The 25,923-nt window shown below is 59.5% G+C and carries 21 protein-coding genes; 8 read left to right on the top strand and 13 right to left on the bottom strand.

Features of this window, described 5'->3' with window-relative positions; translation table 11 throughout:
- The first annotated feature begins 44 nt into the window (after positions 1-44).
- A complete protein-coding gene (locus tag CJF39_RS14045; RefSeq protein WP_094993955.1) occupies positions 45-344 on the top strand; it encodes a DUF5629 family protein in 300 nt (99 codons plus the stop codon).
- Positions 334-1,506, top strand: coding sequence for a lactonase family protein (locus CJF39_RS14050; protein WP_094993956.1), 1,173 nt, complete (start codon positions 334-336; stop codon positions 1,504-1,506). Before CJF39_RS14045 ends, CJF39_RS14050 begins: the two co-directional genes overlap by 11 nt.
- Before the next feature lie 80 nt (positions 1,507-1,586).
- Here the strand turns inward: CJF39_RS14050 and CJF39_RS14055 are convergent, their stop codons facing one another.
- The 10 genes from CJF39_RS14055 to CJF39_RS14100 all read right to left on the bottom strand — a co-directional run bounded on the left by CJF39_RS14055 (position 1,587) and on the right by CJF39_RS14100 (position 15,011).
- The gene (locus CJF39_RS14055) at positions 1,587-2,180 is read right to left on the bottom strand and encodes a glutathione S-transferase (protein ID WP_094993998.1); all 594 of its coding nucleotides are present in this window, start codon (positions 2,178-2,180) and stop codon (positions 1,587-1,589) included.
- A gap of 2 nt (positions 2,181-2,182) precedes the next feature.
- Positions 2,183-5,824: an AAA family ATPase gene (locus tag CJF39_RS14060; RefSeq protein ID WP_094993957.1), complete on the bottom strand. Its 3,642-nt coding sequence runs from the start codon at positions 5,822-5,824 to the stop codon at positions 2,183-2,185.
- Positions 5,821-7,065 (bottom strand): exonuclease SbcCD subunit D C-terminal domain-containing protein, encoded by a 1,245-nt coding sequence (locus tag CJF39_RS14065; protein WP_094993958.1) that lies wholly within the window; start codon positions 7,063-7,065, stop codon positions 5,821-5,823. Before CJF39_RS14065 ends, CJF39_RS14060 begins: the two co-directional genes overlap by 4 nt.
- Before the next feature lie 70 nt (positions 7,066-7,135).
- Positions 7,136-8,770 (bottom strand): BatD family protein, encoded by a 1,635-nt coding sequence (locus CJF39_RS14070; protein WP_094993959.1) that lies wholly within the window; start codon positions 8,768-8,770, stop codon positions 7,136-7,138.
- On the bottom strand, positions 8,767-10,500 hold the full coding sequence (locus CJF39_RS14075) for a tetratricopeptide repeat protein (RefSeq protein WP_094993960.1): 1,734 nt from the start codon (positions 10,498-10,500) through the stop codon (positions 8,767-8,769). Before CJF39_RS14075 ends, CJF39_RS14070 begins: the two co-directional genes overlap by 4 nt.
- Entirely contained in the window at positions 10,497-11,573 is a 1,077-nt protein-coding gene (locus tag CJF39_RS14080) for a vWA domain-containing protein (protein WP_094993961.1), read from the bottom strand. Before CJF39_RS14080 ends, CJF39_RS14075 begins: the two co-directional genes overlap by 4 nt.
- On the bottom strand, positions 11,566-12,060 hold the full coding sequence (locus CJF39_RS14085; RefSeq protein WP_094993962.1) for a DUF4381 domain-containing protein: 495 nt from the start codon (positions 12,058-12,060) through the stop codon (positions 11,566-11,568). Before CJF39_RS14085 ends, CJF39_RS14080 begins: the two co-directional genes overlap by 8 nt.
- On the bottom strand, positions 12,057-13,001 hold the full coding sequence (locus CJF39_RS14090) for a DUF58 domain-containing protein (protein ID WP_094993963.1): 945 nt from the start codon (positions 12,999-13,001) through the stop codon (positions 12,057-12,059). The genes CJF39_RS14085 and CJF39_RS14090 overlap by 4 nt, the downstream gene beginning before the upstream one ends.
- A 3-nt stretch (positions 13,002-13,004) precedes the next feature.
- Positions 13,005-13,964 carry an AAA family ATPase gene (locus tag CJF39_RS14095; RefSeq protein ID WP_016780594.1) on the bottom strand — a complete coding sequence of 320 codons (960 nt, stop codon included), beginning with the start codon at positions 13,962-13,964 and terminating at the stop codon, positions 13,005-13,007.
- A gap of 150 nt (positions 13,965-14,114) precedes the next feature.
- Positions 14,115-15,011: a LysR family transcriptional regulator gene (locus CJF39_RS14100; protein ID WP_094993964.1), complete on the bottom strand. Its 897-nt coding sequence runs from the start codon at positions 15,009-15,011 to the stop codon at positions 14,115-14,117.
- A gap of 146 nt (positions 15,012-15,157) precedes the next feature.
- Between CJF39_RS14100 and CJF39_RS14105 the strand changes: the two genes are divergently transcribed.
- Positions 15,158-15,919 (top strand): iron-containing redox enzyme family protein, encoded by a 762-nt coding sequence (locus CJF39_RS14105; protein WP_094993965.1) that lies wholly within the window; start codon positions 15,158-15,160, stop codon positions 15,917-15,919.
- 32 nt (positions 15,920-15,951) lie between these two features.
- Entirely contained in the window at positions 15,952-16,782 is an 831-nt protein-coding gene (locus CJF39_RS14110; RefSeq protein WP_094993966.1) for a DMT family transporter, read from the top strand.
- 18 nt (positions 16,783-16,800) lie between these two features.
- Here CJF39_RS14110 and CJF39_RS14115 read toward each other — a convergent pair whose 3' ends face one another.
- On the bottom strand, positions 16,801-17,172 hold the full coding sequence (locus tag CJF39_RS14115; RefSeq protein ID WP_094993967.1) for a hypothetical protein: 372 nt from the start codon (positions 17,170-17,172) through the stop codon (positions 16,801-16,803).
- A gap of 4 nt (positions 17,173-17,176) precedes the next feature.
- Complete coding sequence (locus tag CJF39_RS14120; RefSeq protein WP_141232190.1) at positions 17,177-17,377, bottom strand: hypothetical protein; 201 nt, start codon at positions 17,375-17,377, stop codon at positions 17,177-17,179.
- Between the two features lie 304 nt (positions 17,378-17,681).
- Between CJF39_RS14120 and CJF39_RS14125 the strand changes: the two genes are divergently transcribed.
- A complete protein-coding gene (locus CJF39_RS14125) occupies positions 17,682-22,538 on the top strand; it encodes an NAD-glutamate dehydrogenase (RefSeq protein WP_094993969.1) in 4,857 nt (1,618 codons plus the stop codon).
- A gap of 76 nt (positions 22,539-22,614) precedes the next feature.
- On the opposite strand, the gene CJF39_RS14130 is transcribed toward CJF39_RS14125, so the two are convergent.
- A complete protein-coding gene (locus CJF39_RS14130; protein WP_094993970.1) occupies positions 22,615-22,878 on the bottom strand; it encodes a DUF4404 family protein in 264 nt (87 codons plus the stop codon).
- Positions 22,879-23,191: 313 nt separating this feature from the next.
- On the opposite strand from CJF39_RS14130, the gene CJF39_RS14135 reads away from it, so the two are divergent.
- From CJF39_RS14135 to rssC, 3 genes are all read left to right on the top strand, one after another.
- The gene (locus CJF39_RS14135) at positions 23,192-23,881 is read left to right on the top strand and encodes an MlaA family lipoprotein (RefSeq protein WP_094993971.1); all 690 of its coding nucleotides are present in this window, start codon (positions 23,192-23,194) and stop codon (positions 23,879-23,881) included.
- A gap of 337 nt (positions 23,882-24,218) precedes the next feature.
- On the top strand, positions 24,219-25,403 hold the full coding sequence (rssB, locus tag CJF39_RS14140) for a two-component system response regulator RssB (protein ID WP_094993972.1): 1,185 nt from the start codon (positions 24,219-24,221) through the stop codon (positions 25,401-25,403).
- Positions 25,400-25,882, top strand: a complete 483-nt coding sequence (gene rssC, locus CJF39_RS14145; protein WP_094993973.1) for an anti-sigma factor antagonist RssC — start codon at positions 25,400-25,402, stop codon at positions 25,880-25,882. Before rssB ends, rssC begins: the two co-directional genes overlap by 4 nt.
- Positions 25,883-25,923: the final 41 nt, after the last annotated feature.

The raw sequence follows: 25,923 nt of genomic DNA on the forward strand, positions 1-25,923 counted from the left end.
CTGGTTTGACCTATCATTGCGCCTTTCCAACAGGTGAATGATTAATGAGCGATTCAAACCAGACCTTGCGTGCAGCCCTTGAAACCAGCGACATGCTGATCATCGACGGGCTGCACGCCTGGGATTTTTCTCTGGATGATGTGCAATTGCTCATCAAGTGCATGGATGGACGCGCTGAAAAGCGCTGGCGCTTCGTTACGCAGCAGCTTGAGGTGTCGGTTTTTGATGAAAGCCTGCAAAGCTGGACCCTCGTGGGCGACTCGGGCGAGCACCGCCTGGTTTGCCTCAGTGCTGTGAGCGCAAGCAACGATGACGAAGTCGGTGAGGTGGCTGATGAAGCTTAAATGGTTGCCGCTGTTGATGGCCTCAAGTGTTGGCGCGATGTCGGCGCAGGCTGCCTCCGAGCGCGAAGTGGAGTTGCTCGTCGGTTCCTATACCCAAGGCAAAAGCCAGGGCATCTACCGCTTGCAGTTCGACAGCGAAAAGGGGCGCATCACCCCTGAGCCGCTGCAAGTCTTCAAATCGGCCAACCCGTCGTGGTTGACGCTGTCTGCCGACCAGCAGCGGTTGTTTGTGGTCAACGAGAACGGTAAAGGGCAGGCGGATGTGGTGGGGCGCGTGAGCAGTGTTGCGATCAACCCGCGCACCAATGAGCTGACCCTGGTCAACCAAGTCAAAACCTTGGGCGAGGAGCCAACGCACTCCAGTCTGAGCCATGATGAGCGCTACCTGTTTGTGGCCAACTATGGCGTGCATGCAGACCCCGGCGGCAGCCTTGCGGTGTTGCCGATCAATGCGCAGGGCCAGTTGCAGCCCGTGACCCAAATGAGCAGCCACCCGGCCAGTCTGGTCAATCCCGAGCGCCAGTTGTCTGCGCACGTGCATTCGGTGGTGTCATCCCCGGACGGCAAATTTGTGTATGCCAACGATCTGGGCGCCGACAAGATTTTTGTCTACCGCTACGACCCTGCAGCCAACCCCGAGCATCCGCTGGTCGCCGCCGAACCGGCTGCCATTGAACTGCCCGCCGGCAGTGGTCCACGCCACCTGTTGTTCTCCCGCGATGGCAAACACGCTTACCTGACCACAGAAATGAGTGCTCAGGTGTTTGTGTTCGATTACGCCGACGGTCAGCTCACACAACGTCAGGCGGTAGAACTGGCCCCGGGTCAACCTGCCCGGAACCGCGCCGCAGGCGGCCTGCACACCAGTGCTGACGGCAAGTTCTTGTATGTCAGTAACCGGGGCAAAGCCAACGAATTGCTGGTTTTTGCGATTAACCCGGCCAATGGCGAGTTGACGCAAATCCAGCGCCGCACTGTGGAAGGCGATCACCCCCGCGAGTTCGCCTTGAGCCCGAACGGCAAGTTTGTACTGATCGCCAACCAGATGAGCAACAACATCGTGGTCGTCGAACGCGACCCGCAGACCGGCAAGTTGGGCGACACCGTACAAAACCTGTCGATGGATGCCCCGTCCGACCTGAAGTTCATCAACCGGCCGTGAACCCCGGGCCATTGCGTCTATCAAGCGGATCGACAGGCGCAGTGGCTGCGCAGCCCTGTGAGGTCGTCAACCCTGGGTAATCAGGGGTGTTTGGCCATCACCGCGGTGAACAGCTCAGAGGTGAGGAAGCGTTCGAGCCAAGCCTGCACGTGCGGGTAGGGTGCCTGGACGAACCAGTCACGGTCTACGTGGGCAAACTGGCGTATGAACGGCGCCAGCGCCACGTCGGCCAGGGTCAAGGTGGCGCCGGTCAGGTAAGGGGTGTGTTCAAGCAGGGACTCAAGCCGCTGCAAGAATGCCGCCCCTTGCGCCCGGTAGTGTTCCACCGGGTATTCAGGGTAGCGCACGGCGTACTTGTAACGGTCCAGCAGCACCTTGAAACGGCTGTCGTTTTCGTCAATCAATTCATCGATCAAAGGCCGGGCGGGTGGCAGCCACAGGTCGGGGTCATTCTGCCCCAGCGCCCAGTGCATGATCTCCAGGCTCTGTTCGATGACCCGCCCGTCGGCGCACACCAGCACCGGCACCGTGCCTTTGGGCGATGCGGCCAGCATCTCGACCGGCTTGGCCTTGAGGCTGACCTCAATGATCGATAACGGCACACCGCTATAGCGCAGGGCCATGCGGGCGCGCATGGCGTAGGGGCAGCGCCGGAACGAGTAGAGGGTATGCAACATCATTTGACCTGCACCGTGCTCAGCCCATTGCCTTGACGCTGAACCTGAATCTGCACCGGAATCCGTTCGTGCATCTCCTGTACGTGGGAAATCACCCCGACCTTGCGCCCTTGAGCCTGCAACCCGTCCAGTGCGTCCATCGCCAGTTGCAAGGATTCGGGGTCGAGACTGCCGAAGCCTTCGTCGATAAACAGCGACTCGATTTTCAACGTGCTCGACGCCATCGACGCCAGCCCGAGGGCCAACGCCAGCGACACCAAAAAGGTCTCGCCGCCTGATAACGAGTGCACCGAGCGCAGTTCGTCTCCCATCTCGGTGTCCATAACCAGTAATCCAAGCATGCTGCCGCCACGCTTGAGGCGGTAGCGGCGCACCAGTTGGCGCAGTTGGGCATTGGCATGATGGACCAACAGGTCGAGGTTATAGGCCTGTGCAATCTTGCGGAATTTGTCCCCGGTGCCCGAGCCGATCAAATCACTGAGCCGCGCCCAGCGCTGCCACTCCTCATAGGCCTGTGCCGTGCGCTGCGCCAGCGCCTGATTGGCCTGGGTGCGCCGGTCGTCTTCGGCTTGTTGCGCGCGCAGCCCGGCGCTCAGTTGTTCACAGTCCTCAAGTTGTGCGGTGAGCGCTTCAAGTGCCTGGGTCAGGGCCTGGGCGTCCAGATTGCCGTTGGCCTGCGCCTGATGCCGGGCGAGTTGCTGTTCGCGCTCCTGAAGCAGAACCCGTGCTTGTTCCAGCTGTTTTTCAGTGCTTTGCAGACGCTCGCGCAATGCCCGCACCTGCGGCTCGTCATGGGCCAATAACTGGCGCAGACGTGCGTCATCCACGCCGGTGTGCACGCCACGCCATTGGGCGACGTGAGCCGTTAACGTGGTGTGCTCCTGCTCAAGTGCTTGCAAACGCTCACGCTGCGCCTTGAGCTCGGCCGTCAGCTGGATCTGCTGGCGCGTGGTGGCCTGCAGCGTGTCGCTGGCTTGGGCTTGTGCTGCGCGGGCCTGCTCCTGTGTCTGTTCGAGGTGCTGCTGCCAGGCCTCGGCGCTGCTGTGTTCGCCCAGCAGCGCCTGCAAGGCTTGGCCGCTCGAATGGTGCTGCGCGCGCAGTTCGTTCAGCGCCTGCTCCAGCGCGTCGCGCTGTGAGCACTGATGGCTGTGCTGAACCTGCTCGTGCTCGATTGTCTGATTGCGCGCCGCGTACGCGTCGAGTTCGTCGCGTTGTTGTTCCACTTGCGCAAGCCGCTCGGCCACCTGCTGATCCAGCGCCATGAAACAGGCCGACGTGTGCTGGCGCAATTCGGTCAAGCGCTCGGCAGTCAACACGCTGGAAAAGGCCGTCAGTTCTTCTTCAAGCCGCTGGGCATCGGCGTTGAGCTGCACTTGCTGGTCGGCCAATTGCCGGGCTGCCAACTGGCTGGCGTCGTTGTTGCGCTGGATGTCGCCTTGCAGTTGTGCGGCGTCCTTTTGCAGGGCGAGCAGGGTGTTCTGGCGCGCCTCGTCACGGCTGATGCTGTAGTGCAGCTGTTCAAGCCGATGGACCAGCCACTGCTCACGTTTAGCCGGGGGTTGGTCTTGCCATTGCGCATGGTGTGGGTGCGCTTCCAGGTGCGGGGCGAGCGCCTGTTGGTCGTCCAGAAGCTGCTGATGTTGCAGGCGCAGTTCGCGCAGTTGTGCATTCAGGCCGCTGACGTTTTCACGCAGTTGGTCGAGGGTGGCCTTGAGCGTGTCCACGGCCTTGCGGGCATTGGCTTCTTCGCTTTCGTCGTGGCGCGTCAGGCTCTGCAACATCGCTTCGGGCTGATGGTACGGGTGCTCATGGCTGCCGCAGACCGGGCACGGCTGGTTGTCCTGCAAGTGTTCGCGCAGCTCTTCAACACTGGCGCTGCGGGCCAGTCGCTGGCGCTCCAGCAGTTGGCGCGTGACGTTCAGCGCCTGTTCGGCCGCCTCGTACTGCTTTTTGGTCTGGGTGCCGTGTTCGATCAGCTGTTCGCGTTCGGTTTGCAGCGCCTGCAATTTGCTTTGCAGGGCCAGCAGCCGGGCGTCCTGCGCCTGTTGAGTGCTGCACAGGCGTTGCAAGTCTTCGTAATCGCGCTGCTGCTGGCGATTGTCCTTGAGCAGGCTGCCCAAGGTCTGGATTTGCTCGTTGACGGCATGAGGTTCGGCCGCGGCTTCCTGAAACAGGATTTCCAGGCTATTGCGCAGCGCAGTCAGCTGTTGCGCAGCGTGCAGAGCACGTTGCTCCAAGGCCGGCAACTCTTGTTGCCCTGTGTTCAAGGTGTTGTTCAACCGTACCAGTTGCTGCAAGCGCGGCCGCCAGACGTCCCAGGCACTGGCCAGCGGTGCCAGTTCCGCGCTGTGTTCAAGCTGTTGCGCAATCAGCGACAGGTGTTCGGTACTGCGTTGCTGGCGCTCGACGAGGGTGTCGAGCCGCTGCTGGCCCGATGCACTGGCGGTGTCGGCTTGCTGCTTGAGGGCATGTTGCTTGTCGAGCGTTTGATTGAGCCGTTGCAGGTTGGCCTGTTCTGCATAGGCGTGTTGCAGGGGCGTGGCGCACTGCTGGTGCGTGGCCTGGGCCTGTTCTGTCGCCAGGCGCGCAGCCTCTAACGTGTGCTCCAGCTGCGCGTGTTGGGCCTGCAATTGCGTGTGTTGCAGTGCCTGGCTGGCAATCTGGGCGGCGAGTGGACTGACCTGCGTGTCCAGCTCGGCCAACCGTGAAAACTGATGGCGCTGGGGGGCCAGTTGGTCGAGCAAATGCAGGGTTTCGCGTTCGCTGCACTGGCTGTCCCACAGCCCTTGCGCCTGTTGCAATTGCTCGGCGGCGCTGTGTTGCTGTTCCTGCAGCTCGCGCAAGACCTTGAGCCACGCATGTTGCTGCTCTAGCTGTTTGAGTTGCAGTTGCCGTGCCTTGAGCTGTTCCTGGGCCAGGGTGAAGTGTTGGTTCAGTTTGCTGCGCGCTTGCGGCGACAGGGGCGTAATGCCCACCGCTTGGTCCTGTAGCTGCTTGTGCAGGTCGCGGGTTTCCTTGGCCTTGTCGAAAGCGCGTTTGCCCAGCCGGGTGTACAGCGCGGTGTCGGTGAGTTTTTCCAGCAGTTCGCTGCGTTCGTTGTCGTCGGCCTTGAGGAAGGCGCTGAACTCGCTTTGGGCCAGCATCACGGCGCGGGTGAACTGTTCGAAGTTCAAGCCCAGCCGGGCTTCAAGCTGGACCTTGTAGTCACCTTTCTGGCTGGCCAGCAATTGATCGCTGTCCAGATCGCGCAGGCTTTGGCGGCTGGCCTGGAGCTTGCCAGTGGCCTTTTCCCGCGCCCGGTTGGCCTCCCAGCGCGCCCGGTAGCGGCGACCGTCAATGCCGACAAAATCCACTTCGGCATAGCCTTCACCCGTGCCGCGGCGCAGCAGCGTGCGGGGGTCGCCGGTGGCGATCTCGCCGTCGACGTCTGGCACTTTGGCATCGCGGCCGGTGTTGTTCAGGCGCGGCACGGCGCCAAACAACGCCAGGCACAAGGCGTCCAACAGGGTGCTTTTACCGGCGCCTGTGGGGCCGGTAATGGCGAACAGACCGGCGCTGGCCAAGGGCTCGGCGGTGAAATCCAGCTCAAACGGCCCCGCCAGCGAAGCGAGGTTTTTCAGGCGGATGGCGAGAATTTTCATGGCTGTTCGCCCTCCAGCTGTACGTCTTGCAGCAACACGGCAAAGTCCTTGAGGGTCTGTTCATCGGCTTCTCGGCCGTAGCTTTCTTGCCAGGCCCGGCTGAACAGCTCCTGCGGGGTCAACTGGTCGAGTTCGATCAGCCGCGAGCCGTCATCCTCGTCGGCACCTTTGCCCTTGCCCGCGTAGTCGGCGCTGATGCGCACCAGGCGCACGGACTTGCCTTGCAGGGCGGTTTCAATCTGCTGGCGCAGGTCCGGCTGGGGTTCGTCGAGTACCACGCGCACTTCGAGCCAGGGCTGGCGCTGGGGATCGGCTAGCAGGTCAACGTCCGGCAGGTCGCTCAACTGCGAGAGAATCTCGGCCAGAGGCGCCGGGCCGATGCGTTGCAGGTTCACAGCACGAGGGATCAGCAAGGGCTCAACGCTGACCAGGGTTTCGCCCTCCAGTTGCACTTCCAGCACCTGATGCGGGTAGCTGATTTCTGAAAAGGACAGGGGGATGGGCGAACCGCAATAGCGAATCCGCTCTTCACCATTGACCTTCTGCGGCTTGTGCAAATGCCCCAGGGCCACGTAGCTGATGCTCGGGCCGAACAGGCTGGCGGGCAGCGCTTCGGCGTTGCCGATGATCAGGCTGCGCTCCGAGTCTTCGGACACCGAGCCGCCGGCCATGTGTGCATGGCTGATGGCTATTAATGCCTGGCCGGGATGGCGCTTGGCGTTAGCGGCCTCGATCAACCACTCATGCACCTGACCGATGCCACGCAGGTAGTCATCGCCCAGATGTGCGCCGGTGACCTCGGCAGGGCGCAGGAAAGGCAACGCCAGGCACCAGGCCGCGATGCGTCCGCTGGCATCGGGCAGCGGGATCATCAGGCGTTCGGCATCCAGTTGACCATCGTCCAGCCACAACACGCGGCCCAGCGCGTGGGTGCGCAGACGCCGCATCAACGGGGCGGGCAGCTCAATGCGTGAGCCGGAGTCATGGTTGCCGGCAATCATCACGATGGTCAGCGCGGGTTGTTGTTCATGGGCGCTGACGATGAAGTCGTAAAGGCGCTCCTGCGCTTTGACCGGCGGGTTGACCGTGTCGAAGATGTCGCCGGCAATCAGCAGCACGTCGGGTTGTCGGGCGGCCAGTTGGCTCAACAGCCAGTTGAGAAAACAGGCATGTTCGAAGTCACGTTCCTGGCCATGGAGGTTTTGCCCCAAATGCCAGTCAGATGTGTGAAACAGGCGCATAACAGAATCCGTTAAAAAAGGTCATCAGCGGTGGCGACAGGCATGCTGAATTGCTGTCGATACCTCGAAATTATTTGGGGTAGAGCGGCGGCAGGCTACTCGGCTCGCTGCCGGGGTCTTGCTCGCGTTCGATCGCCGGAATGCTGCGAATGGCCTTCCATAAGTCTTCACCTTGCCAATGCTGGCCGGACTCGCTGTAGAGGGCGCCATTCAGGCCGTCCAGCGCATCCGACAACAACACAAAGCGTGCGGCCATGTCTGCCAGGGTTTCCGGCTGCTGGCGTGCCCAGGCATCCAGTGCCTGTCGGGTTGCCTGCGGGTCGTTGGCCAGGCAAGCGCGCTTGAGGTCATCCAGTAGCGTGCGGGGGCTGGGCCCGGTGTGCGCGGCTCGCAAAATGGCCGGCTGCCAGCGGGCGCGCCACCACAGGCCGAAGCCGATCAGCGTCGAGCAACCCAGTACGAAAGTGCTGAGTTGCCACAGCCACAGCGACGAATTATCGCTCAGGGGGCGTGCCGTATTGCTGGCCGCAGCGTCCACGGCCAAGTCCGGATTGGCGGCGACTTGCAGCGTGCGCGCCGGTAAATAGCTGCGCTCAAGGCGGTCTTCGTGGGTGTTCCACCACACCACTTCAACAGCGGGCAATTCGACTTGGCCCACGCGGGTGGGCACCAGCGCCTCGCGCTCCTCGCGGCTGCCGATCAGGCCGTTTTCGGTGATTTGGTTGCTCAGTTGCGGCAGGTCCGGGTAGCGCCGTAACCCGTTGACGTCGGTAGCGGTGAGCGCGGGTAATTGCGCGCTGGACAGCCCTTCAGCCTTGAGCGTAAGGGTTCGGGTAAGCGAGTCGCCGACCATGCAGTGATCGGGCTCGGGGTTCCAGGTTTCACTCATGCTCAGGCTGCGAGCGGGCAGCCATGCAGCGTTGCTCGGGTAGTCTTGCGGCTTGGGTTTGACCTTGAGCGGGATGTCCGGCGAAGTCACATGCACCAGCTTTCCCGGTATCGGGCCCAAGGGCGCCGGGGCGTTGGACTGTTGGCTGTCGACCTGAGTGGCGCTGAAGGTTTGCGCAGGCACCAGCAGCTCGCCGCTGTGCTGCGGGTAGATCCCGTAGCGCATTTCGATGACGCCGTGGCGCACGCCGTTAATCAGCTTTTCGTAGGTGCGCGACTCACCGAGCTGTTCGACGATGGCATCGCTCAGGTGCAACGGGGTCAGGCTGCTGTCGTCGTACAACGCAACCGAGTGGTAAATGCGCAGGGTCAGGATGGCTTGCGCCTGCACATAAACGCTGGACTGGTCGAGGCTGGACTCAATAAAAACCGGGGCCAGTTCGTTGTCGCTGACCACACTCTGGCTGACCGTCAGGCTGATCGGTTGACTGCGGTGATCGCCAACCTGCAGCGGCGGGATCACCACCGTGCCGGTGCGTTTGGGTTGCAGGGTGATGATCCAGCGCGTGTTGGCCTTGTTGCTGTCGCTCAGGTTGGTCAGTTGATTGACCTGGCGCGTGCCGCGCACCTCAAACAGGTCGTTGAGGGGCGTGAGGTCAGGCTTGCCAAATTGCGTGGCGTCATTGGATTCCAGCGTCAACTCGACGGTTTCGCCCGAGTTAAGGTGATCGCGGTCGACACTGGCGACCAGCCCCAGTGCCTGGGCGGGCAGCGTCCAGCACCACAGCAAAAGTAACAAAGCACAAAGGCGGTTCATTGAGGCGTGTCCTGATGTTGCTGCTGTTCGTACCAAAATTTTCGTCGCAACAGTTCGCTGGGGTTGTCGGGAATCTGTTTCAGCCATTGCTCCAATGCCTGCCGGTGTTCTTCTTCGATGGGCCGGGCGGCAGGCGGTGCTGGGGCGGTAGCGGGCTCTGCCTCGGGTTCGCCGGGTGCAGCGGGTTGGGCGTCCGGTGGGGCGGCATCGTGTGGATTGAGCTCGCCCGAGGGCGTCGCCACCGTGCTGTTGTCTTGCTCGCGGGTGTTGACGCCGGCCGTGCCCGGGGTTGGCGTGCTGATCGGGGGCGGGGTGTCAGGTGCCGGGTGCTCGGCTTCGGGTGGCGGGTCCGGCGCCGGGGGTTGCGCGTGCTGCTCAGCCAGCAGTTTCTCGATCAATGCTTTGTTCTGGGCTGCGGCCAGTAGTTCGGGCTCACGTTCAAGCGCCTGCTCGTAGGCGTCAACGGCAGCTTCCAGCTCGCCCGCCATGGCCAGCGCATTGCCGCGATTATAGTGGGCGCTGGCGCTGTTGACCTCGGCAAAGCGCTGGGCTGCAGCGGTGTAGTCACCCGCTTGATACAGCGCCAGCCCTTGCCACATCGGATCATCAAAATGCTCCACAGCTTGCAGCGGTTTTTTCTGCTCCAGCAAGCGTTGGCCCTGTTGGTCGGGACGTAGCCAAAGGTCGGTAAAGCTGAAGGCATAGCCGGGCTGCGGCAACATGAGCAGCAGCGGCAGGCAGAACAACCAGCCGCGACGCCCGGCACAGGCTGCGAGCAGCAACAGTGGCAACAACAGCCAGTAACCCTGGTCGGCCCATGTATCAAGGCGTTGGGTCTGGCCGTCCGCACGCAGGTGTTGTGCACCGTCCAGCAGGCCCAGCCCGCGCAAATCGTTGTCATCCAGACGCGCCTGACGGTAGCGGCCGCCGACGTCCAGGATGAAGCTGCGCAAATCGGGGCTGTCGAGGCGAGGCAACAGGATGGCGCCCTGGTCGTCTTTGAGCAGTTGACCGTTTTCATCGACCACCGGCGCTCCGTCGCGCGTACCGACACCGAGCATCAGCAGCGGCGGTGCGCGGCTATCCATCACTGCGCGGATGCCTTCACGTTCCTGCTCGCTGAGGGATGAGCCAATCAGCAGCAGTCGACCCTGACCCAGCCCGCCCTGATTCAGCAGCTGCAAGGCTTTACCGACCGCCAGATCGGCGCGATGGCCCGGCTCAGGCATGATTGAGGGTTTGAGCGCTTCAAGCAGGTTGCGGCTGGTCGCCAGGTCGTCCGACAGGGGCACCAGCGTGTGGGCGCTACCGGCGTACACAATGACTGCTGTTTGCGCGTCGCTGCGGTTTTGCAGCAGGTCGTATACCTTGCGCCGTGCTTGTTCCAGGCGATTGGGCGAGCTGTCGGTGGCCAGCATCTCGGGGGTCAACTCCAGCATCACCACCAACGGATCGGCGGGTTTTTGCGTGGATTGCTCCACCCGTTGCCAGCTCGGGCCCATCAGTGCCAGCGCCGCCAACAGCCAGGCCAGCCCCAGAATCATCCATGGCAGTTTGCTGTCGCGGCCATTGCCGCCGCTCAGCAGCACCCGCTGAAACGCCACGGGCAAGATCATTTGCCAGCGTCCCGCCCTTTTTTGCCGGCGCCAGAGCTTCCACAGTAACCAGCCGAGCAGGGGCAACACCGCCAACCATTCGGGGCGGAACCAGTGCGGCCAGAAGGCGCTCATCGGCGTCTCCGCAGGCGCAGCCGTTTGAGGCGCTGGCGCCATTGAGGATGAGGTTGCAGGAGGTGCTCCTTGGTCAGCCAGCGTTGCAGCAGATTATTGGGCCACAGTTCGCGAATCACCAGCAGCACACTCAGCAGCAATGCGCACGCCAGTGGCCAGCTATACAGCGCCTTGGCGGGGCGGGCCTGGGTGGGTTGTTGTGCCACCGGTTCGAGTTGATCAAGGGTGTCCTTGATGGCTGCAAGCTCTTGACCGTCATGGGCGCGGAAGTACTGGCCGCCGGTCAGGCGGGCGATTTCCTGAAGCGCGGGCTCGTCCAGATCAACCCCGGGGTTAATGCCGAAGAGACCTTTGGCGCTGCTGTCTTCAGGGTCCGCGCCGATGCCGATCGGGTAGATTTTGACGCCTTCTTCAGCGGCCAGGCGCGCAGCGGTCAGCGGGTCGATTTGCCCGCCGTTATTTGCGCCATCGGTGACCAGGATCAGTACGCGGCTCTGGGCAGGGCGTTGGCGCAGGCGTTTCAGGGCCAGGCCGATGGCATCGCCAATGGCCGTGTTTTTGCCCGCAATGCCAATGCGCGCTTCGTCCAGCCAGGTGCGCACCGTATGCCGATCAAATGTCAGCGGCGCTTGCAGGTAAGCCTGACTGCCGAACAGGATCAAGCCGACGCGGTCACCCTCGCGGTTTTCCAGAAAGTCGCCCAGCAGGCTTTTGACCAGATCCAGGCGGCTGACGTCTTCGTCCCGCCATTGCATGTCCGGGAAGTCCATCGACCCCGAAACGTCGACGGCCACTAACAAATCCCGGCCACTGGCGGCAATGGGCAGCGGCTCCCCGACCCATTGCGGGCGCGCGGCTGCTGTCAGCAGCAACAGCCACAACAGCATGTAGGGCGCTTGTTGGCGCCACGAAGGCAGTGTCGAACGCGCCTTGCGACGCGCCAGTTCTTCGAGGTCGCCGAGAAAACTGATTTTGAGCGCAGCTTCGCCGCTGTCCGCTACCGGCAACACAGCGCGCATCAGCCACGGCAGCGGCAACAGGGCGAACAGCCAGGGCCAGGCGAACTCAAACATGTTTGCGGATCCAGGTTTCAACCGCTTGATTGAGCCCGGCGATGGCTTTGTCATCGAGCTTGCATTCGGGTTTATAGGCGCCTTCTACCAGCACCATCCAGCGTGTCAGCCCGGCCGCGGGGCACCGGTTATCAAGGAACGCCAGCCATTTGCGGCCATTGAGGGTGTGGCTCTGGCTGTAGGGGTAATGGTTGCGGCACAAGCGTTTGAGCAGGCCATTGAGCTGTTGCAGCCAGGCGCCGGCAGGAGCGCCGTCGTAGGGCTTGGGAAAGCGCGCGAGTTCCTCAAGGGCAGCCAGACGCACCGGGTCAAGCGGTTGCTCAGCGCGCTTGGGCGAGCGTTTGGCCGGCAAATAGCGGCGTAACCACCACACGCCCCAGCCCAGCGCGGGGAGGATCACGAGCAGCAGCCACCAACCCGGAGCAGGCGGCCACAGGCCTATCGCTTGAGGCGCGATTAACGGTTGCAGTTGCTCAAGGGCGCTCATAGCGTTTTGCCGGGCCGTTTGGCATTCAGGTAATCGCGTAATTGCTCGATCATTTCGCTCTGGGTGCTCAAGGGCATCAGCAGCACCCGCAGTTTTTGCGCGAGCAGTGCCCAGCGTGCGATGCGGGCTTCGGCTTGCGCGCGGTAAGCCTGCCGCAAATCATAGTTGAGCGTGTCGAGTTCAAGCTGGGCACCGCGTTCCGCGAAGCGCAGCAAGCCCGCCGCAGGCAGCGCATGATCCAGCGGGTCGGAGAGCGGCAACAGCATCAGGTCGCAATGGCGGGCCAGCAGGCTCAATTGTTGTTCAGCCGCGTCGGTGAGGGCGCGTTCGTCGCAAATCACGATGACCAGACTGCCGGGCCGCAGTACTTCTCGAGCCCTGATCAAGGCCATGCCCAAGGCATCGCGGTCTGATTGCACCTCGGTGTGCAAGGACTGATTGACCCGCACCAGCCGGTTGAGCAGTTGCAACAGGCTTTGTTTGCTGCGCCGCGGCTTGATTTCGTAATGTTCATGGTCCCCGAACACCAGCCCGCCCACGCGGTCGTTATGGCCCAGTGCGGCCCAGCCAATCAGGCTGGCTGCTTGCGCGGCCAGTACGGATTTGAACATCAACCCCGAGCCGAAAAACAGGCGGCGGCTTTGCTCGGCAAGGATGAAAATCGGCCGTTCGCGCTCTTCATGGAACATTTTGGTGTGCGGCTCAAGGGTGCGGGCAGTGACGCGCCAGTCAATGGTGCGCACATCGTCTCCGGCCTGATACACCCGTACCTGATCGAAATCGACCCCGCGCCCGCGCAGTTTGGAGTGGTGCAGGCCCACCAGCGGGCTGCGCTGGCTGGGCGAGGAAAACAGTTGCACTTCGCGCACCCGATGGCGCATTTCGATCAACTCGGCGAGGGTGACGCGAATGCCGGGTTCGGCGGGCAGGGGGCTGTTCATCGGTCAGGCAACGGCTACGACGTCGAGAATGCGCTGCACCACGCGGTCCTGGTCGATACCGGCGGCTTCGGCCTCAAACGACAGAATGATGCGGTGGCGCAACACATCGAATAATACGGCTTGTATGTCCTCCGGGCTGACAAAGTCGCGCCCGGCGAGCCACGCGTGTGCCCTGGCGCAGCGGTCCAGCGCAATCGAGCCGCGCGGGCTGGCGCCATAGGCGATCCATTCAGCCATCTCCGGGTCGAATTTGCCGGGGGTGCGGGTGGCCATGACCAGTTGCACCAGGTATTCCTCCACGGCGTCGGCCATGTACAGGCCGAGGATTTCCTTGCGCGCTGCGAAAATGGCTTGCTGGCTGACTCGGCGTTCGGGTTTGGTCTCACCGTTCAGGGCTTCGCCACGGGCTTGCTGCAGGATGCGGCGCTCGACGGCGGCATCCGGGAAGCCGATTTTGACATGCATCAGGAAGCGGTCGAGCTGGGCTTCAGGCAACGGGTAGGTGCCTTCCTGCTCGATGGGGTTCTGGGTGGCCATCACCAAGAACAGCGGCGACAGTTCGTACGTGCTGCGCCCGACGCTGACCTGACGCTCAGCCATGGCCTCCAGCAAGGCTGACTGTACCTTGGCCGGGGCGCGGTTGATTTCATCGGCCAGCACCAGGTTGTGAAAAATAGGCCCTTGCTGGAACACGAAGCTGCCGGTTTCCGGGCGATAGATCTCCGTGCCGGTAATGTCGGCGGGCAGCAGGTCGGGGGTGAACTGAATACGATGGAACTGCGCTTCGATGCCTTCGGCGAGTTCTTTGATGGCCTTGGTCTTGGCCAGGCCAGGGGCGCCTTCAACCAGCATGTGGCCGTCAGCCAGCAGCGCGATCAGCAGCCGGTCGATCAGCTTTTCCTGACCGAGAATCTGCGTTGAAAGAAAGGTTCGCAGCGCAAGCAGCGCTTCACGATGTTCCATCGATGACTGTTCCTGAAAAGGACACCGGCGGCGCATGAATTGCGCCGGGGCTGGGGGCGTTACTTTAATCCATTGCAGGGGGTTGGGACTAATGCCAGTCGGGGTTTTTGTGGAAAAAGCACAAAACAACCCGGTTGTTGAGAATGTTGCTTATTTGCGAGCAGTGTCCAGCGACGGGTTCTGCTGTGAAAAACGCTCTGCCAGCAGGCTGGCGAAGGCATCGCGTGCCGTATGACAACCCGTTTCTCGGTGCCACACCAGCCGGTTTTGCACCGGTTGCAGGTCGTTGAAACGATAGCGCGTCAGCGCTGCGCCGGCGCCAAAGCGCTCCAGAATGCCTTCGGGCACGATGGCCAGCCCCGCCCCGGCGTCGACACAGCCGATGATACTGCCCCAGTTGGCGTACGCGACGCTGTTGATCCGCAGATTGTGTCCGCCTAGCCACTGCTCAAGTGTGGCGCGGTAAGGGCAGCCTGCTGGCCACATGAACACGGTTTGCCGGGCGATGGCACTCAGCTCCGTCAGCGGCGCATGGGAAGCCCCTGCAATCAGGATCAAGGGCTCGTGATAGAGGTCAGTGGCAAGCAATTTTGGGTGCTGAACATCGATGGCGACAATTGCAGCGTCCAGCCGATGATGCTGAACGTCATCCAGCAACTGTGGCCATTGGCCGGTGACCAGTTCCAGGGTGACGTCAGGGTAGCGCTGGTGATATTCGGCCAGCAGCGGCGGCAGGCGCCCCGATGCGCAAGAGTCGATGGCGCCGATCCGTAGAATCCCGTGGGGATTGGCATCGGGTGTGACCGCCCGTTTGGCTTCCTCGACCAGTGCCAGGATGCGTTCGCAATAGCCGAGAAACAACTGGCCCGCCGAACTGATTTTCAACCCTCGGCCCGCCCGGGTGAACAGCACGGTGCCCAGTTCAGTTTCGAGGTGTTTGATGCGCGTTGTGATATTGGACGGCACGCAGTGAAGTTGTTGAGCAGCCAGCGCAATGCTGCCGCATTCGGCCACTGACTTGATCATCCTGAGTTGGCTCAATTCCACGGTTCACTCTCCATGAGTTCAGAACTCTTAATTAATCACTTGTTCGCCCTTGCGAGGCTGACTGACATTAACTTCTGAAACACATCCGGCTGACGTTTGTGTGCGCTGGATGAAGGAAGCGTAACCACTCTGTCATCGAGGTCAATATGAAGATTACAAAAACAAACGTCGAGGCATTGGCACGGACCGTGTTTACACACGGTGCACTCAATAATGACTTTTATACGCGTTGGCTCAACGAAACCCTGACGTTGGATGAAGTTGAAGTGTTTGCCCGTAATTATTGGGCCCGTACCCGGCGGACAGCGACGATGGTGGCCTTGTCGCTGCTACGGGCCAAAACCCTGCACGCACGGGTTGAAATCGTCAAAAACCTCTACTCGGAGTTGGGCGGCGGGGATGTGCACAAAGCGCACAGTGTGCTGTTGCAAGGCTATTTGCTCGATTTGTTGAGCCGCTTGGCCAAACGGCCTTATTCGTTGCAAGAACTTGAAAGCGGTCCTCTGTTGTCGTCCACCCGACTGTTTATTGATGAACAAGATGCTTTATATGCACCGCAGGGGCTAGGGCGTTCTGAACCTCACGTATTAGGGGCGCTCTTGGCTCAAGAATGGTTGGCGTATTCCATGTTGACGCGTTTATATGAAGGGGCGAGAAACTATCAATATTTGTATACAGACAATGATGAGTTTCATGAACAGTGTGAATATTTTCATATCCATATTGGCGACGCAGAAAAAGAACATAAAGTTCAGGCGGTTGAAGCCGCAGCCATCGAATGTTGCACCGAAGAAGATTTCTCCGGGTTGTGCCAGGGATTTAATCGGTTTCTCTCTATTACTGAGCGTTATTGGCAGGGCATCGCCGTTGCCATGGGCGATATCCCGGCGGCTGCGGTGCGCGCTTGAACGCGGCGACATCACCTGCATTGCTTGCAGCGATGGCGGGGGTGGTGATGTGCTGGGCTTATTCGCCCATCGGTATTCATATAGGCCTGCAAAGCTATACCCCCGGTCACTTGGCCTTGCTGCGCTTTTTGGTGGCTTCACTGTTCATGGCCGTGGTTGCGCTGGTCCGCGGCATCGGTTTGCCTCGCCTGCGTGATGCGCCGTGGCTCACGGTGTTGGGGCTGTTTGCGATTGTGATTCACCATGTGGCCTTGAACACCGGCCAGCGTTGGGTCAGCCCTGGCGCATCCAGCGTGCTGGCGCAGTCAACGCCGATTTTCAGTACGTTGATTGCGGCAATATGGCTCAAAGAGTCAGTCAGTGCCTGGCGCTGGTGCTGGGTGGGTACGGGCCTGCTGGGTGCGCTGGTTGTCATTTGGGGTGACAAGGGGCTGGGTGGTTTCCGCCCTCAGGGGTTGCTGATACTGCTGGCTGCGTTGTCCTGGAGCATTTATTTCGCGCTGCAAAAGTACTATTCCAGCCGCTATAGCCCGTTGACCATCGTCTGCTACACGATTTGGGCCGGGACCCTGCTTTTAGGCGTCTACGCACCGGGCCTGATCGCAGAAGTGAGGGCCGCGCCTGTCAGGGTCAACCTCGCCGTGTTGGTGCTGGGAATCTTCCCCAGCGCATTGGCCTATCTACTGTGGGCCTATGTGCTGGCCCACACCGAGGTGAGTCGTTCGGTGTGCGTGATGTACCTGGTGCCGCCCGTCGCCATGTTGATGGCTGCCGTGTTGCTGGGCAACACGGTATCAGGCGGGGTCTTGATCGGCATGGCGATTGTCTTGGGCAGCGTGTTTGCGATGCGGCGGACTGCCTGATCAGGCACGCATTGCTGGTTAAGTTTTCGCGACGTCAAGTTCGCTGACGTAGGTGCCTGTGCCGTCGAGAATGAGCGTGAGGGTCTGCTCAAGTTCAATGGTGTCCGTTAAATTTTCGTCAAAACAGATTTCAAGGTGATCTTCGCCATTGAATGCGTCAATGTCATCGGCTGCCACTTCAATCAGCAGGCGGGCAGGGCTCAGGGTGACCTTGATCCCTTCAAGTGACGAGGGATCGTTGTCCCCCAGGGAGATCTTCAACTCATCTTCATCCGGATAGCGGCTCATCAGGAACATGTCGCCCTGCGTGCTGTAGCAGCATACCGTGGCGAGGTTTTCCTCTTCGTCGTCGCACGGGTAGGCAAGCAGGTGGGGGGCTGTGATTTTCATGGGCTTATTCCTGACGCGTGGGCGCCTGCAGAGCAATCAAAACAGCAAGTTTGCCAGCCTGCGCACGTTTTTGCAGGTTTGAATGCTGAAACAGCCAACTGAAGCGAATTGTGATGTCAGTCATTTCAGAACCTGACGTCAGTAAATCGGTTTTTTCTGTGAGGATTTTTTGCTCTCCAGTGCTAGGGTTGAACATGGGCAGCACCTGCGGTTACGTCCAGATGACTGAATATGTCGCCGCATCGCAAGTATCTCGGGTATGCCTCTCGTTAAGCTGCATCCAGGATAGCTATCTCTAAAGACACAGCCCGCTGATCGGGCAGTCGTTTTTGTAGATACCCCTCCCGGAATGTGAATGTGACCCCCGGGTCGCGGCCAGCTTCACTTCCCTGTCATGCTGAGCATTGAGGGCGGTTGCCAGACCAAACCTTGCTCAGCATGGGCAACTCCCCCTACGGGAATAGCACGCGACGCGTCTCTCAATAACAAGCCCAAGCGGAGTACCACAGATGGCGTTCTTCACCGCAGCCAGCAAGGCCGACTTCCAGCATCAACTGCAAGCGGCACTGGCGCAGCACATCAGTGAACAGGCACTGCCACAAGTGGCGCTGTTCGCCGAGCAATTCTTCGGCATCATTTCTCTGGATGAACTCACTCAACGTCGCATGTCCGACCTTGCCGGCTGTACGCTGTCGGCCTGGCGCCTGCTCGAACGTTTTGACCCGGCCCAACCTCAAGTGCGGGTCTACAACCCGGATTACGAACGCCACGGCTGGCAATCGACGCACACTGCCGTCGAAGTGCTGCATCACGATCTGCCGTTTCTGGTGGACTCGGTACGCACCGAGCTCAACCGACGCGGTTACAGCATTCACACGCTGCAAACCACTGTGCTGAGCGTTCGTCGGGGCAGTAAGGGCGAGTTGCTGGAAATCCTGCCAAAGGGTACGCAGGGCGAGGGTGTTTCCCAAGAGTCGCTGATGTATCTGGAGATTGATCGCTGCTCCAATACCGCTGAATTGAATGTGCTGAGCAAGGAACTGGAACAGGTTCTGGGTGAAGTGCGTATTGCTGTGACTGACTTTGAGCCAATGAAGGCCAAGGTTCAGGAGTTGCTGGCGAGCATCGACAGTTGCCAGTACGCCGTGGCGGCTGATGAGAAAGCCGAGATCAAGAGTTTTCTGGAATGGCTGGTGGGCAACCACTTCACGTTCCTGGGCTACGAAGAGTTCGTGGTGCGCGATGAAGCGGACGGTGGCCATATCGAATATGACCCGGCTTCTTTCCTCGGTCTTACCAAGCTGCTGCGCGCCGGGCTGACCCCCGAAGACCTGCGCATCGAAGACTATGCCGTCAGTTACCTGCGTGAACCGACCTTGTTGTCGTTCGCCAAGGCGGCCCATCCAAGCCGTGTGCACCGTCCTGCTTACCCGGATTATGTGTCGATCCGCCAGATCGATGCTGACGGCAAGGTGTTGAAAGAATGCCGCTTCATGGGCCTTTACACCTCGTCGGTGTATGGCGAGAGCGTGCGTGAAATTCCGTACATCCGCCGCAAAGTGGCTGAAATTGAACGCCGCTCCGGCTTCCAGCCCAAGGCGCACCTGGGCAAGGAACTGGCGCAGGTGGTGGAAGTGCTGCCCCGCGATGACCTGTTCCAGACCCCGGTCGACGAACTGTTCAGTACCGTGATGTCGATTGTGCAAATTCAGGAGCGCAACAAGATTCGCGTGTTCCTGCGCAAAGATCCGTACGGACGTTTCTGCTATTGCCTGGCGTATGTGCCGCGCGATGTCTACTCCACCGAAGTACGGCAGAAAATCCAGCAAGTACTGATGGATCGCCTGCAAGCGTCGGACTGCGAGTTCTGGACATTCTTCTCGGAGTCTGTGCTGGCACGCGTTCAGTTGATCTTGCGGGTTGACCCGAAAAATCGCATCGATATCGACCCGTTACTGCTGGAAAAAGAAGTCATTCAGGCCTGCCGTAGCTGGCAAGACGATTACGCGAGCCTGGTGGTTGAAAGTTTCGGTGAGGCCAACGGCACCAAAGTACTGAGCGACTTCCCGAAAGGCTTCCCGGCGGGCTACCGCGAACGTTTTGCTGCGCACTCGGCCGTGGTCGACATGCAGCACCTGATGAGCCTGAACGAGCAAAACCCGCTGGTCATGAGCTTCTACCAGCCGCTGGGGCAGAGCGCCGGTCAGGAATTGCATTGCAAGCTTTATCACGCCGACACGCCGCTGGCCCTGTCGGATGTGTTGCCGATTCTGGAAAACCTCGGTTTGCGCGTGTTGGGTGAGTTTCCGTATCGCCTGCGCCACGCCAACGGTCGCGAGTTCTGGATCCACGATTTCGCCTTTACCGCGGGCGAAGGCTTGAACCTGGACATCCAGCAACTTAACGACACCCTGCAAGATGCGTTTGTGCACATCGTCAGTGGTGATGCAGAAAACGATGCGTTTAACCGTCTGGTGCTGACCGCCGGTCTGCCATGGCGCGATGTGGCGCTGCTACGTGCCTACGCCCGTTACTTGAAGCAAATCCGTCTGGGCTTCGATCTGGGCTACATCGCCAGTACGTTGAACAACCACACCGACATCGCCCGTGAATTGACCCGGTTGTTCAAGACGCGTTTTTACTTAGCGCGCAAGCTCACCGCTGAAGACCTTGAAGACAAGCAGCAACGCTTGGAACAGGCAATTTTGACGGCTCTGGACGATGTTCAGGTGCTCAATGAAGACCGCATCCTGCGCCGCTATCTGGACCTGATCAAAGCGACGTTGCGTACCAACTTCTACCAGCCGGATGCCAACGGGCAAAACCGTTCGTATTTCAGCTTCAAGTTCAATCCGCACCTGATTCCCGAGTTGCCGAAACCGGTGCCCAAGTTTGAAATATTCGTCTATTCGCCGCGAGTGGAAGGCGTGCATTTGCGCTTCGGCAACGTGGCGCGCGGCGGTTTGCGCTGGTCGGACCGAGAAGAGGACTTCCGCACTGAAGTGCTGGGGTTGGTCAAGGCCCAGCAGGTGAAGAACTCGGTCATCGTGCCGGTGGGTGCCAAGGGCGGTTTCGTTCCTCGTCGCTTGCCATTGGGCGGCGGCCGCGACGAGATTCAGGCGGAAGCGATTGCCTGCTACCGGATTTTTATTTCCGGTTTGCTGGACATCACCGACAACCTCAAGGACGGCGCACTGGTGCCGCCATTGAACGTCGTTCGTCACGATGAGGACGACCCGTACCTGGTGGTGGCTGCGGACAAAGGCACCGCGACCTTCTCCGACATCGCCAACGGCATCGCCATTGACTATGGCTTCTGGCTGGGTGACGCATTCGCCTCGGGCGGTTCGGCCGGTTATGACCACAAGAAGATGGGCATTACCGCCAAAGGCGCCTGGGTCGGTGTGCAGCGCCACTTCAAAGAGCGCGGGATCAACGTTCAGGAAGACAGCATCAGCGTAGTCGGGATCGGCGATATGGCCGGTGACGTATTCGGCAATGGTTTGTTGATGTCCGACAAACTGCAACTGGTGGCTGCGTTCAACCACTTGCATATCTTTATCGATCCAAATCCGGAGCCTGCCAACAGCTTCGCGGAGCGCAAGCGCCTGTTCGACTTGCCGCGTTCGGCCTGGTCAGACTACGACACGAGCATCATGTCGGCCGGTGGCGGCATTTTCTCGCGTAGCGCAAAAAGCATCGCCATTTCCCCGGAAATGAAAGAGCGTTTTGCAATCACGGCTGACAAGCTGACCCCGACCGAGTTGCTTAACGCCTTGCTCAAGGCGCCGGTAGATCTGTTGTGGAACGGCGGCATCGGTACTTACGTCAAAGCCAGCAGTGAAAGTCATGCAGATGTTGGCGATAAGGCTAACGATGCACTGCGAGTCAACGGTAACGAGTTGCGCTGCAAGGTGGTGGGAGAGGGCGGCAACCTCGGCATGACGCAACTGGGGCGTGTGGAGTTCGGCCTCAATGGCGGTGCGACCAACACCGACTTCATTGACAACGCCGGCGGTGTTGACTGCTCTGACCATGAAGTGAATATCAAGATCCTGCTCAACGAAGTGGTGCAGGCTGGTGATATGACCGAGAAGCAGCGTAACCAGCTGTTGGGCAGCATGACCGATGAAGTGGGCGCTTTGGTGCTGGGCAACAACTACAAGCAGACGCAGGCCATTTCGTTGGCGGCGCGCCGTGCTTATGAGCGAATTGCCGAGTACAAGCGCCTGATGAACGACCTGGAAGCGCGTGGCAAGTTGGACCGTGCCATCGAGTTCCTGCCGTCTGAGGAGCAGCTTAACGAGCGTGTGGCGGCAGGTCATGGCCTGACCCGTGCCGAGCTGTCGGTGCTGATTTCCTACAGCAAGATTGACCTCAAAGAGGCGCTGCTCAACTCCCAGGTGCCGGATGACGCGTACCTGACCCGCGACATGGAAACTGCGTTCCCGCCGATGCTGGTCAGCAAGTTCGCCGAAGCGATGCGTCGTCATCGCTTGAAGCGTGAAATCGTCAGCACGCAGATCGCCAACGATCTGGTCAACCACATGGGCATTACTTTTGTTGAGCGGCTCAAGGAGTCGACCGGCATGAGCGCAGCCAATGTGGCCGGTGCTTACGTGATCGTGCGTGACATTTTCCACCTCCCGCACTGGTTCCGTCAGATCGAGGCGCTGGACTATCAGGTGCCGGCCGAAATTCAGCTGGCCTTGATGGATGAACTGATGCGTCTGGGGCGTCGCGCCACGCGCTGGTTCCTGCGCAGCCGCCGCAATGAGCTGGACGCCGCGCGGGATGTGGCGCACTTCGGTCCGCATCTGGCGGCATTGGGCCTCAAGCTCGACGAACTGCTGGAAGGCCCGACCCGTGAAGGCTGGCAAACGCGCTACCAGGCGTATGTCGAGGCGGGTGTGCCGGAGTTGCTGGCACGCATGGTGGCGGGCACAACGCACTTGTATACCTTGCTGCCCATCATTGAAGCCTCGGATGTGACCGGGCAGAACGCGGTGGACGTGGCCAAGGCGTATTTCGCTGTAGGCAGTGCGCTGGACCTGACCTGGTATTTGCAGCAAATCAGCAACCTGCCGGTGGAAAACAACTGGCAGGCGCTGGCCCGTGAAGCCTTCCGCGACGATATCGACTGGCAGCAGCGGGCGATCACGGTCTCGGTCCTGCAAATGACCGATGCCGGGGAGAGCATCGAGGCGCGTCTGGCGCTGTGGCTGGAACAGAACCAGACCATGGTTGAACGCTGGCGCGCCATGCTGGTGGATTTGCGTGCCGCAACGGGTAATGACTATGCGATGTATGCCGTCGCTAACCGTGAATTGCTGGACTTGGCCATGAGTGGTCAAACCGCGATCTGAGGGTCAGCGCGGTAAAAAAAAGCCCCGGCTCATTTGAGTCGGGGCTTTTTTATTTTCTTTTAGGGGCGGCGACCGTTTAGATGCCAATGTTGCCGAGTGTCTGGACAATATTGCGCAATGTGCCGGCCAGGGCCGGGTGTTCCACCTCAAAGCGTTCTACAGCCAGATTAACGCTGTCTGCGAGGCTGTTGTCTTGCGTGGCTGTCTCAAGTTTGATTTGAGCATCGATTTTCTGCGCCAGGTCATCCAGCTCTTCCCGTTCCTTTAAAGACAAGGGCGAATTTTGGTCCAGTTGCGCGCGCAGGGTGTCGAGTTGTTTTTGCAGTTCGCGAGCAGGCATAACGTTCATCCTTTATTGAGAGGCTGTGAGATAGACCTTCGCAATGAACAAAAGGTCGATCAAGCGGGCCTTTAGAGTAATCCACTCATGTTGAATTGGCATGATCCATCTCATTTTTGTGAAAAGTCATGCGTTCTGCCACCTGCCGCACCCAGGCATCAGGCGTTAATCGTGATGACTTGAGCCCGCCGGGCGTGAATAGATTGCATGTTGTGTATTTAAGGGGGCTGCCTGTTTGACATTTCTCGTTATACTAACGCCCAAAACCAGGGCATAGCGCCCGAGTGTAAGTGCTGCTTAGGAGTTTTTTGCTATGCGCTGGAATGATCGTTTGGCTCAATTGTGTCTGTGTGCAGGTGTGGCAATGCTGCCATTTACCGCTCACGCGGCTACCGAAGATGACCCATGGGAAGGCGTTAACCGTGTCATTTTCAAGTTCAACGACACGATTGATACCTATGCCTTGAAGCCAATTGCTCAGGGCTACCAGTACATCACGCCTCAATTCCTTGAGGACGGCATTCACAACATGTACCGCAACATCGGTGACGTGCGTAACCTCGCCAACGATGTGTTGCAGGCCAAGCCACACGCAGCGGGCGTGGACACGGCACGTGTGTTGATGAACACCATCATCGGCGTGGGTGGCTTCTTTGATGTAGGCACCAAAATGGGCCTGCAGCGCAACGAAGAAGACTTCGGTCAGACGCTGGGTCGCTGGGGTGTTCCAAGTGGTCCCTATGTGGTACTGCCGTTGCTTGGCCCAAGCACCGTACGTGATGCGGTCGCTATCTACCCGGACACTTACGCCGAACCCTACCGTTACATGAATGACATCCCGGCGCGCAACATGGCGATCGGCATGGACGTGATCGATACCCGCGCTAGCTTGCTCTCGGCGGAAAAACTGATCACGGGCGATAAGTATGTGTTTATCCGCAATGCTTACCTGCAAAACCGCGAGTTCAAGGTTAAGGATGGCCAGGTAGAAGACGATTTTTAAACCGTTTGCTACCGCTTGCGCAAAAGAGCCCTTCGGGGCTCTTTTTTGTTTTCAGGGCGTTTATGAGCACGAATCAAACGTGACCGACCATGCTTTTAGTCAGCTCGGCGCAGGTTCTTATAACTGTGGGGAATTTCTCTTATGAAGCTCCGTCCCTCAGCTTCGGGCCGAGCTTGAAACCCCCCGCGGATGGGAGTACCGTCTGCGCCTTACGCGAGCACCTTTGTAGAACTGAGCAATACTGAATACCAGTTCCAGGTGTTTCAAAGTACATTCAGTCGTTGAACCCGCTCAGTGCGTGTTTAATGCCAACCTAATTCTGGCGCCATTTGCCCACATGCAAAAAACCAGTGCCACGCTGCTGATCATTGATGACGACGACGTCGTACGCGCCAGTCTGGCGGCTTATCTGGAAGACAGCGGATTCAGCGTTCTCCAGGCCAGTAATGGCTTGCAGGGACTTCAGGTGTTCGAGAGCGAACGGCCCGATTTGGTCATCTGTGATTTGCGCATGCCGCAAATGGGTGGCCTTGAGCTGATTCGCCAAGTGACACTTCAGTCTCCCGTGACTCCGGTGATCGTTATTTCGGGCGCAGGGGTCATGAGTGACGTGGTCGAGGCGTTACGCTTGGGCGCTGCCGACTACCTGATCAAGCCTCTCGAAGACTTGGCAGTGCTTGAGCATTCTGTTCATCGCGCCCTTGATCGTGCGCGTTTGTTAGTAGAAAACCAGCGTTACCGTGAGAAGCTCGAATCCGCCAATCGCGAGTTAGAGGCCAGTCTCCACTTGTTGCAGGAGGATCAGAATGCAGGCCGACAGGTGCAGATGAATATGCTGCCCGTCAGTCCCTGGTCTATTGATGCGTTTGATTTTGCGCACCAGATCATTCCATCCTTGTATTTGTCGGGCGACTTTGTTGATTACTTCAGGGTGGACGAGCGCCGCGTGGCGTTTTACTTGGCTGACGTTTCAGGTCATGGGGCGTCTTCGGCTTTCGTGACGGTCCTGCTCAAATTCATGACCACGCGCTTGCTGTTTGAATCCAGGCGTAGCGGTACACTGCCTGAGTTCAAACCTTCGGAGGTGCTGGGGCATATCAACCGTGGTCTGATCAACTGCAAGCTTGGCAAGCATGTGACCATGGTCGGCGGGGTCATCGATGAAGAGAGCGGCCTGCTGACCTACAGCATTGGCGGGCATCTGCCCTTGCCGGTTTTGTACACGCCTGACAGTGTCAGTTATCTGGAAGGCCGCGGTTTACCGGTAGGCTTGTTCAACGAAGCCACCTATGAAGATCACACGCTCAAGCTGCCTGACAGATTCAGCCTGACGCTGATGTCTGACGGAATTTTGGATCTTTTGACTGAGCAGACGCTCAAAGAAAAAGAAGCTGCCTTGCCACAATTGGTGAAAGCAGCGGGTGGCAGCCTGGAAGGTCTGCGCCAAGTGTTTGGTTTAGCTACGCTCGGGGAGATGCCGGATGATATCGCCTTGTTGGTGTTAAGCAGGAATCTGAAATGAGTACCGGTAGAATTCAGTTCGCCGAACAGGATGGCACTTTCGTCCTGAAGTTTGTAGGTGAAGTGCGCCTGACCTTGTGTTCGGCACTGGATGCAACGATTGAGAAAATTTTCACGGCGTTGAACTTTTCCGCCATCGTGATCGATCTGACCGAAACGCGCAGCATTGATAGCACTACGCTGGGGCTGCTGGCGAAATTGTCGATCCTTTCCCGGCAGAAAGTCGGCTTGTTGCCCACTGTCGTGACTACCCACGAAGACATTACCCGTCTGTTGCAATCCATGGGCTTTGATCAGGTTTTCAATATCGTGGGCACGCCCTTGCCCTGTCCTGAGTGCCTGACAGATCTGCCTTCACAGGATCAGTCGGAAGAAATCGTACGGGTCAAAGTGCTGGAGGCGCATAAAATCCTCATGAGCCTTAATGACTCCAATCATGAAGCTTTCCATGATCTGGTGAATGCGCTCGAGCGCAGCTGAATCAACCGTACGAACAAAGGAGCCATCCTGTAGCGGGGTGG

Source organism: Pseudomonas lundensis (assembly GCF_002269125.1).
GTDB classification, from domain to species: Bacteria; Pseudomonadota; Gammaproteobacteria; order Pseudomonadales; family Pseudomonadaceae; genus Aquipseudomonas; species Aquipseudomonas lundensis_A.

What these genes read in the sequence shown, in the direction of transcription:
- CJF39_RS14080 (WP_094993961.1), bottom strand. Translation starts at nt 11,573, where the DNA reads ATGTTTGAGTTCGCCTGGCCCTGGCTGTTCGCCCTGTTGCCGCTGCCG.
- rssB (WP_094993972.1), top strand. Translation starts at nt 24,219, where the DNA reads ATGCAAAAAACCAGTGCCACGCTGCTGATCATTGATGACGACGACGTC.
- CJF39_RS14045 (WP_094993955.1), top strand. Translation starts at nt 45, where the DNA reads ATGAGCGATTCAAACCAGACCTTGCGTGCAGCCCTTGAAACCAGCGAC.
- CJF39_RS14105 (WP_094993965.1), top strand. Translation starts at nt 15,158, where the DNA reads ATGAAGATTACAAAAACAAACGTCGAGGCATTGGCACGGACCGTGTTT.
- CJF39_RS14125 (WP_094993969.1), top strand. Translation starts at nt 17,682, where the DNA reads ATGGCGTTCTTCACCGCAGCCAGCAAGGCCGACTTCCAGCATCAACTG.
- CJF39_RS14090 (WP_094993963.1), bottom strand. Translation starts at nt 13,001, where the DNA reads ATGAACAGCCCCCTGCCCGCCGAACCCGGCATTCGCGTCACCCTCGCC.
- CJF39_RS14075 (WP_094993960.1), bottom strand. Translation starts at nt 10,500, where the DNA reads ATGAGCGCCTTCTGGCCGCACTGGTTCCGCCCCGAATGGTTGGCGGTG.
- CJF39_RS14130 (WP_094993970.1), bottom strand. Translation starts at nt 22,878, where the DNA reads ATGCCTGCTCGCGAACTGCAAAAACAACTCGACACCCTGCGCGCGCAA.
- rssC (WP_094993973.1), top strand. Translation starts at nt 25,400, where the DNA reads ATGAGTACCGGTAGAATTCAGTTCGCCGAACAGGATGGCACTTTCGTC.
- CJF39_RS14115 (WP_094993967.1), bottom strand. Translation starts at nt 17,172, where the DNA reads ATGAAAATCACAGCCCCCCACCTGCTTGCCTACCCGTGCGACGACGAA.
- CJF39_RS14070 (WP_094993959.1), bottom strand. Translation starts at nt 8,770, where the DNA reads ATGAACCGCCTTTGTGCTTTGTTACTTTTGCTGTGGTGCTGGACGCTG.
- CJF39_RS14060 (WP_094993957.1), bottom strand. Translation starts at nt 5,824, where the DNA reads ATGAAAATTCTCGCCATCCGCCTGAAAAACCTCGCTTCGCTGGCGGGG.
- CJF39_RS14095 (WP_016780594.1), bottom strand. Translation starts at nt 13,964, where the DNA reads ATGGAACATCGTGAAGCGCTGCTTGCGCTGCGAACCTTTCTTTCAACG.
- CJF39_RS14135 (WP_094993971.1), top strand. Translation starts at nt 23,192, where the DNA reads ATGCGCTGGAATGATCGTTTGGCTCAATTGTGTCTGTGTGCAGGTGTG.
- CJF39_RS14065 (WP_094993958.1), bottom strand. Translation starts at nt 7,065, where the DNA reads ATGCGCCTGTTTCACACATCTGACTGGCATTTGGGGCAAAACCTCCAT.
- CJF39_RS14050 (WP_094993956.1), top strand. Translation starts at nt 334, where the DNA reads ATGAAGCTTAAATGGTTGCCGCTGTTGATGGCCTCAAGTGTTGGCGCG.
- CJF39_RS14110 (WP_094993966.1), top strand. Translation starts at nt 15,952, where the DNA reads ATGGCGGGGGTGGTGATGTGCTGGGCTTATTCGCCCATCGGTATTCAT.
- CJF39_RS14085 (WP_094993962.1), bottom strand. Translation starts at nt 12,060, where the DNA reads ATGAGCGCCCTTGAGCAACTGCAACCGTTAATCGCGCCTCAAGCGATA.